This is a genomic window from Sphingomonas mucosissima, from assembly GCF_002197665.1.
In the GTDB taxonomy this organism is placed as follows: Bacteria; Pseudomonadota; Alphaproteobacteria; order Sphingomonadales; family Sphingomonadaceae; genus Sphingomonas; species Sphingomonas mucosissima.
In genome coordinates this window covers 1-7,295 of record NZ_NBBJ01000011.1, presented here as the reverse complement: position 1 = coordinate 7,295, position 7,295 = coordinate 1, and the positions used below count along the sequence as shown (strand labels likewise).

6 protein-coding genes and 1 pseudogene are annotated in these 7,295 nt (G+C 68.9%); all 7 read right to left on the bottom strand.

Translation table 11 applies throughout. The annotated features are described in order from the left end of the window. Nucleotides 1–750: outer membrane protein (locus SPMU_RS16510; RefSeq protein WP_140418512.1), on the bottom strand; the 750-nt coding region annotated here is incomplete at its 3' end. Nucleotides 751–861: 111 nt separating this feature from the next. Next, nucleotides 862–1,377 carry a DUF2793 domain-containing protein gene (locus tag SPMU_RS16505; RefSeq protein WP_245833464.1) on the bottom strand — a complete coding sequence of 172 codons (516 nt, stop codon included), beginning with the start codon at nt 1,375–1,377 and terminating at the stop codon, nt 862–864. Nucleotides 1,378–1,390: 13 nt separating this feature from the next. Continuing rightward, nucleotides 1,391–3,514 (bottom strand): phage tail protein, encoded by a 2,124-nt coding sequence (locus SPMU_RS16500; protein WP_088335476.1) that lies wholly within the window; start codon nt 3,512–3,514, stop codon nt 1,391–1,393. After that, nucleotides 3,514–3,924 carry a hypothetical protein gene (locus SPMU_RS16495; RefSeq protein WP_088335474.1) on the bottom strand — a complete coding sequence of 137 codons (411 nt, stop codon included), beginning with the start codon at nt 3,922–3,924 and terminating at the stop codon, nt 3,514–3,516. The genes SPMU_RS16500 and SPMU_RS16495 overlap by 1 nt, the downstream gene beginning before the upstream one ends. Beyond that, nucleotides 3,921–4,721 carry a DUF2163 domain-containing protein gene (locus SPMU_RS16490; RefSeq protein WP_088335472.1) on the bottom strand — a complete coding sequence of 267 codons (801 nt, stop codon included), beginning with the start codon at nt 4,719–4,721 and terminating at the stop codon, nt 3,921–3,923. The genes SPMU_RS16495 and SPMU_RS16490 overlap by 4 nt, the downstream gene beginning before the upstream one ends. Next, nucleotides 4,718–6,982 carry a DUF2460 domain-containing protein gene (locus SPMU_RS16485; protein ID WP_088335470.1) on the bottom strand — a complete coding sequence of 755 codons (2,265 nt, stop codon included), beginning with the start codon at nt 6,980–6,982 and terminating at the stop codon, nt 4,718–4,720. The genes SPMU_RS16490 and SPMU_RS16485 overlap by 4 nt, the downstream gene beginning before the upstream one ends. A 1-nt stretch (nt 6,983) precedes the next feature. Then, nucleotides 6,984–7,295: pseudogene (locus SPMU_RS16480) on the bottom strand (tail tape measure protein); the annotation flags it as partial.

Genomic DNA, 7,295 nt, shown 5'->3' with positions numbered 1-7,295 from the left:
TGCGAACACGGTGTCCGAGTCGTTCAAGAAGCTGCCGCGCTGGTTGATCGCGACACGGTTCTTGATACGCGCCACACCGGCACCACCGCCGAGGATGCTGTGCGACCGGAACCGGCCCTCGTAGGCGCGGTTCGAGAAGTCGACCAGCTCGACATTGCTGGCGTTGAAGAAGCGATACTTCAGCGTCGCGTCGATGTTCTCGGTCAGCGGTGCGCGAACGCCCGCGATGCCCTGCCATGCGAACACGGTGTCCGAGTCGTTCAAGAAGCTGCCGCGCTGGTTGATCGCGACACGGTTCTTGATACGCGCCACACCGGCACCACCGCCGATGAAGCCCTGGATGCCGTCATCGTCGCCGAAATCGAGCATACCGTTGACCATGAAGCTCAGCGCCGTCGAACGGCCGCCTGCGCCATCAAACGTGCCAGGAGCAACGTTCACAACGCCTGCGCCGGTGCCGGCGGGAACAACGACGGTCGAGGTGTAGCTGTCGACGCTCGCCTGCTTGTAGGCAACTTCGGCTTCGAGGCGGAAGCCGCCGAAGTCGTAACCAACCACACCATCGCCATCGAAACCATAATCATGGTCGATCGTGCCGCGACCCGACTGGGTCCCGGTGATGTCGAACTCGATGTCTTCAACGATCATTCCACCGAACTCGGCGCCGACGTACCACGCGTTGTCGCGGGCAAGTGCAGGCGAGGCGAGAGCGGTAGAAGCGAGCGCCAGTACTACGGCAAGCTTCCGCATAATAATCCCCTTTCCATAATGTCACTACGGACAGCGCAAACTCACTATCGAAAGGATGGTTTCCGCGCAAGATGACAAAAAGAAGCAACTGTTGCGCAGAAAACACACTTTTTATGTTCGGATCAAACCGTGAACACGGAGAGTTTCCAGCACAGCTTCAATCGCTTCGCGTGCTTCCCGGTCGATCGTGGCACCGCCTGCGGTGTCGGCGATCGGGGGCTGAGGGGCGGTCAGCATGGCGTTTCCTTCGATCAGGACCTTGGACGCGTGCACTTCGCCGATCCGCCATGAGCCCTCCGTATATCGCGCCATCAGGCCATCCTCGGTCCGCCACACCGTCATGCCGTTGCGAGGGTCCAGGAACCGCCATCCGTTTGCCGTCCAGCCTGCCAGCGAAAGCGCCCGGCCGGACCATTCTCCCGTAGGATGGGCGCCCACGATCCAGCATTCCCCTTCGCCCGGCTGCGGCGGCGGGGCGTCGAGCCCCATGGCCATCACAGCGGGCTGAACGGCGAAGTCGAGCAGCGCCAGCGCCTCGTTGTGATCCAATTCCTTCTGCGCCTGGCCAGCGTGCAGCAACGGCAGGCGCAAACGGGGCGTGGCATCCCCACTCATGGTCTCAATCATCAGGCATCTCCCGTCAGAAGTTCAGTGTCGCGGCGGCCGAGAGGCCATGCGTGCCGACTTGCTGCACGGTCACCTGCCCAGGGCCATCACCAATGGCGGTGAGCGGCACCGTCGCAAAGGGCACATCCGTCTCCAGCATCAGCGTGCGGCCTGGCGCGGTGATCGTCACACGATAGGCCTCGCGCTCCTCGACCAGCGCAGCAGGCACGCCATCGCGCCAGCGCCAGTCAGCCCGGCTGCGGCGACGCCATGTGCACTGCACGGCATCGCCGATGATCCGCGCGGCAAGCCGCACCGGCGCCGGGGGAAGCACAGACCGGCCCGAAAGCACGCAGACCACCTCGACCGGCCCAGCGTCGCCGACGCCATTCGCCATCACCAGGATGCGCTGCCCAATGGACGCATCCATAGGGACTGTTACAACACTGTTACCCTCGAGCAACACGAAGCGGCAGCCGCTTGGCACGGGCGCGGCAGAGGTTCCCAGACACCCCCGGCGAAGCTCCGTCAGCCGCCAGCGGAGGCTGCCGATCTGCTCCGCCCGCCCATATTGCACCAGCTCGTCGCCGATGGCCGCCAAATTGGCACCGCGGTCCAGCGCCGCCGCATCCGCACCGGTCAGGATCATGCCCGAATGAGGCAGGTCGACATCGATCGCGTGACGGCGGTCGAGCAAGGTGTCCGGCGCACAGCCGATCGCTCCCGAGACCGTTCCGATCACGCCGGGCGCATGGGTCGCGCCAATCGAAATCCAGCTCGCGCCATCATCAAGGCTGTAGAGCACGGCGGCGCGGCGCCATCCCGGCGCCTGGCCCGCAGCCACGATGGTCAGCTGCGGGCGCGTCGCGATCGCACCGGAGAGGTCGGGAAGTTCCACGGCGTGGAGGATGGTGCGCCCGGCAGGAGCATCGGGCGCGCGCAGCACCCGTCCGCCACTGGCACGCGCCGGGATCGCTGGCGCCGCCAGGGCGATGAGGTCCAGCGTCACCCGAAACCGCTCGATCGCGACGGCCACCACCCGCCAGGCGCCGTGCTGCGCCTCGCCATCGATCGCCACTACCGTGCCGGGAGCGATGTCGATCGCCGGCGCGTCGAGCGTCAGCTGGCGGCGCGTGCGCGCTTTGTCCACGCGGTCCAGCATGGCGCTAGCAATCGTTTTCGCTGCGGAAGCGGACATGGCAGCGGGAAGATCGATGCTCACCCCCGCTTCACCGGGGCCGTGCCGAACCGCGCGTTGCGCGCCCGTTTGCCAATCCCGCGCCGGGTCATAGTGAGACACCAGCATGGATCGGGGCACGCGCCCGGCTGGCGCCATGCGCCGCAGGCGCCCGTCGTCCGCAACGGTGCGCGTCGGCACCGCTTCCGCCTTCATCGCCATCGCATGACCATGCGGGGTGAACCAGGCGCCCGACACGTCGGCCAGGGTCTCGATCACGCCGCGCGCGCTGTCACCGTAAGCGGAAAAGCCATCAAGCAGCTGCGGCGGCCCCGCGCCCAGCAATGCGCCTCGGGACAGCGCGCGCGCGATACTGCCCACCGACACCGGCTGCGGATCGGCGATCACCTCAAAGGTGAGTGAGGGGATCCGGTTGCCGAACTGCTCCAGCGGCAAATCCTCGAACACCACATAGGCCAGCCCGCGGTGCGCGGGTGCCTGATCCAGCCCTTCGGCGCTGGCGATCAGCGGGTCGGGCGCCTGCTGCTCATCGCCGCGATACAGGCGAAAGCCCGTCGCCACCTTCCAATCGCCGGCCGCCCCGCGCAGCAGGTTCCCGTCGGCCCAGATCCGGCCCACACCAAGGATGGGCCGGGCGGAAAGCGCCACCGCGAAGCTGGCGGAATAGGAAAAGCTGGTCATGCTCGGCTGTCCCTTGCCGCCGCCCTGCCGCTGCCGATGCTCCACCAGATCGGTCGCCCAGATCACTTGGCCTGCCACGCGCATCCGCCCGAACAGCTGCGGGATCGGCCGGCCATAGCTTGACGTCTGCACCGCCAGTTCGGCTAGGCGCGGCCCCTGCCGCCCCTTGGGCTTGAACAAGAGGTTGCGATCGACTGCCTGCCCGATCACCCCGCCCAGCGCGGCACCGATCGGGCCACCCACCAGCCCGCCAACGGTTGTCAGCACCAGAGTTGCCATCAACTTTCCCCCAATCGCCCGCTTGCCAATCGCCAAGCCATCAGCAGCGGCCACGGCAGCGCCTCCGGCCGCTCCACTACGCGCCGCAGCCCCGCATCCGCATGAACGAAGCCGGCCGACGTACGGACGGCGAGATGCAGCTGGCGCGGCCCCGCGACACACAGCAGCACGTCTCCGGGCCGCTCGCCGTCCGCGGGTGCCAAGCCTGCCCAGCATGATCGGTAGCGCGCGGCATCGCCGCACCGCAGGTCATAGCCGCTCGGGATCGGCCCCTCATGGCCGCCCGCTTTCAGCGCCACGGCTACCACGCCGACGCAGTCGAGCCCGGTCGCCGGATCGCGCCCCTGCAGCCGAAACCGGGCGCCGACGATGCCCCGCGCCGCCGCCGCCACTCGCTCACCGGCGCTCATCCGCCGGGATATCGCGTCAGCAGGTCGATGCCGGGCAGATATGGCTCGCCGCGAAAATTCGCGACATTGCCGAACCGCGCCGCGCAAGTCGCCACCGTCTTGTCGCACCCCTCGCTGATCTCAACCAGCGCGCCCGCCGCCGTGGCAAAGGTCGGCGGCGCACACAGCGTCACCACGGCACCGGCCGACTGGCTGATCGCACTTTCCAGCCCGCATCCCTCGCCGCTCAGCCAGCGCAGCCGCCCGCCGCCATAAGCATCGGCAACCGGCTCTTGCGCATCCAGCGTCACCGCGGCACCGTTCACCTCCACCACACGCGCGCGGCGTCGTCGCCCCGATATCGGCACGCGGCAGCGGTGATCCCCCAGCATGGCGCGGCATTCCGCGCTGGTCTCCTCGGTGACAGCGCGGTCGAGCGCGGCGGCTGGCCCGCGCAGCTGCGCTGTGAAGCCAGCCGCATCGATCTCGATCTCGCCGATCGTACCGCCGCTCAGCACGCTCGGCGGCCCCGCGGCTTCCCAATCGACCACCGCAACGGTGATCCGCGCCCCGTCCCAGCGCCCGGCGATCAGGTCCGTTTCGGTCACCGTCGCGTGCGTCAACGCGCCGCTCGCTTCCGTCACGGCGGCGTCCAGCCCGTCGCTGCGCTCGATCGCGGCCGGCGTCATGCCCGGCGCCGCGCGATAGCGTCTCCCCTCGATCAGCAGGTCGCGATCATGATCGGTGAGCCCGATCGTAACCCCGTCGCGCCGCTCCAGCGTCCAGAGCAGCGCCAGCGTCGTCAGCCGGTCGCTCATCCCTCGCGCACCTCGACCAGCGGCACGGAGGGCGCTGCCCCCGCCAGGAACGTCGCCCGCGACACGGTCAGCCGATCCTCGGCAAAGCGCACCGGCACGTCAAAGGCGAAGCTCGCCGTGACCGTGGCCCCCGCGGCGGGCGCCACGTCCAGCACCACCACGCCCAGCAGCTCCAGCGAAAATCCTTGTGTCGCCGCACCATCCACCGTGACGGCCAACGTCCCCGCCACTGGCCGAGTGATCCGCCGCGATGCCGCGCCATAATGTTTCACCAGCGCGAACCGGCGGTTGCTGCCGTCGCCCGTCCCGATCACCGCGCCGGTCGCTGCGGCGTCGAACGGATCGCGCAGGCGAAACGCCCGCGCCGGCCCGCGCTGCGCCCGATAGAAATCGATCAGCGCGGCGATATCCGCTTCGCTGCGCACGCCCGGACCGACATCATAGCGGGTGCGCGCCTCCGCCCAGCTCGCGTTGCGACTCTCGCGCCCGCCCGCCCCCGTCACCACCGCCGTAGAAAATTCCGGCGTCACTTCCGCCTCGGCGCCCAGCGCCAGCGGAAACAGCACGTCGTCGAACGCCTCCACCGCATCCTCCTCTCGATTCAGGGAACCCCAGTGCACGAAGCCGTCGCGCATCACTTGCGGCAGCGCCCAGACGTGAACGCCGCGCACCCCGCGGCTGAGCGCCGTCAGCGCCGCTGCATCGATCTCGTGCCACTGCGCGCGCTCGCTCGGCCGCAGCACGAAACCCGACAGGTAATCCTGCCGCTCGGGCGGATAGCCCAGCCGCGCCTCCGCCAAGGCAACGCCATCGCGCGTCGAGGCTGCATCACCCGCTGTGACCCAATCGTAATCCTCCAGTTGGAGCACATCGAACGCCGGGCTCGCCCAGCCCAGCGGCATGTTCATCCTTTTCGCTTCGGGCGCGCGCTGGTCGAGCACGGTTGGCAGGTAAGTCAGCAGGTGCGTCTCGCACTCCGGCTGATCCGCCCGCACCGCCGCGCACAAGGCCGCCGTTGAAGCCGCCAGCATCGCCCCCGCCGCATCCAGCGTCGCGCGCTGAGCGGCGGAAAGCGGCGCATGAAGCGTCGCCACCGGCACCGGATCGAACGCCGCCACCGCCTCCGCATCGTACAGGCACGGCTGCCCCTCCGCCGTTACCCACCACCAGGGCTCGCCGACCTGGAACCTGGGCGACAGCCCCGCCGCCTCGTCGATCGCCGTGAACGCCCGCGCGATTCCCTGCAGATACGCCATCGCCGCGCCATTGGCCGGCGACAGCAAGGTCGAGGGCGGTTCCCAGCCGGTCAGCGCCGGCGCGCCATCCGCCCGCCGCTGCTTCCACTCCTCCGGGCAATGCGCGTCAAACAATTCGTAGGAGAGGGACCAGATCACATCCTGGCCCAGCGCCTTCGCCTCCTCCGCAAAGGACCGGTGCCACGCCCGGCACGGCAGGTTCAGCCCGCCCGTCACCTTCAAATCGCGGTCGAGCCGGAAATAATGGCTCATGCCGACATAATGGACGATCGCCCCGCGATAGCCGAGGTGAAGCACGTTGCGCAGGAGCCGTGCGGGCGTCAGGTGGTAGCTGTCGTCATACCCGCTCGCGATGCGCAGCGCATGTTCGGGCAGCACCGCGTCGCCAATGCCGATCACCGATCCCGCGCCCGTGCAGCGGATGTCGCTCAGCTCCGCCCACCCCTCCACCGGCGCATCGAGCATCGTGTCGCTAGCGTCATAGTCGGGCGCCACCAGCGAGAGGAACATGCGGTCCACGTCACCCGCCCACACCGGATCGGCTTCCCCCGGCAGCAGGAACCCGCCGACCACCTCCGCGAAGTCGATCGTCACCAGCGCGTCCTCGGGCGTACCCTGCGCATGGTTCCACAGCCGCACGAACCAGGATCGCGGCGCGCCATCCGCGTCGCGCCCTTCGATCGTCAGCGTCGGGCCATGCAGGGCATCCAGCGCGCGTACGCCAGAGGATCGCCAGCGGAACGATAGCTGGCAGCGGCGAAAATCCCGCTCCGTGTCATAGGCCAGCAGCGGGTGATCGTGGCGATCCTCCGCCTCCCAGATCAGTCCGGCGAGATCATCCTTGCGGTAAAACACGCAATCAACCCGCAGCGCGTCGGGCGCCCCCGTCGTCACCGCCGCCATCATCGGCCGCGGAAAGTTGATCGTCCAGAACCGCGGATCGAACCGCGAGATCACGTCCGCGACGTGATGCGGCTGCCGCTCGGGCACCAGGCAATAAGCCATGTCAGTCCTCCATGTCCGCGAACGCCGCCTTCACCGCGCGCGCCACCTGCCGGCTCGATCGCGCCAGCGCCGCGGGCGCCGCCTCGGGCGCCGCATTGATCGCGATGTTCACCCGCACCTCACGGCCACCGCCGCTGCCCGGCGTCGGCAGCACCGATCCGGCGGCGGTCGGCACGAACAGCTCGGGCCCGCGCTCCCCGACCCAGAAGGGCCGCCCTGGCGATACCGGCCCGCCGGTCGCCCGCCCCGGCGCGCCCAGCGCCGCGAGCAGCACGCCGCCAAGCCCGCCCGCCAGCCCGCCGCCCCCGCGGTT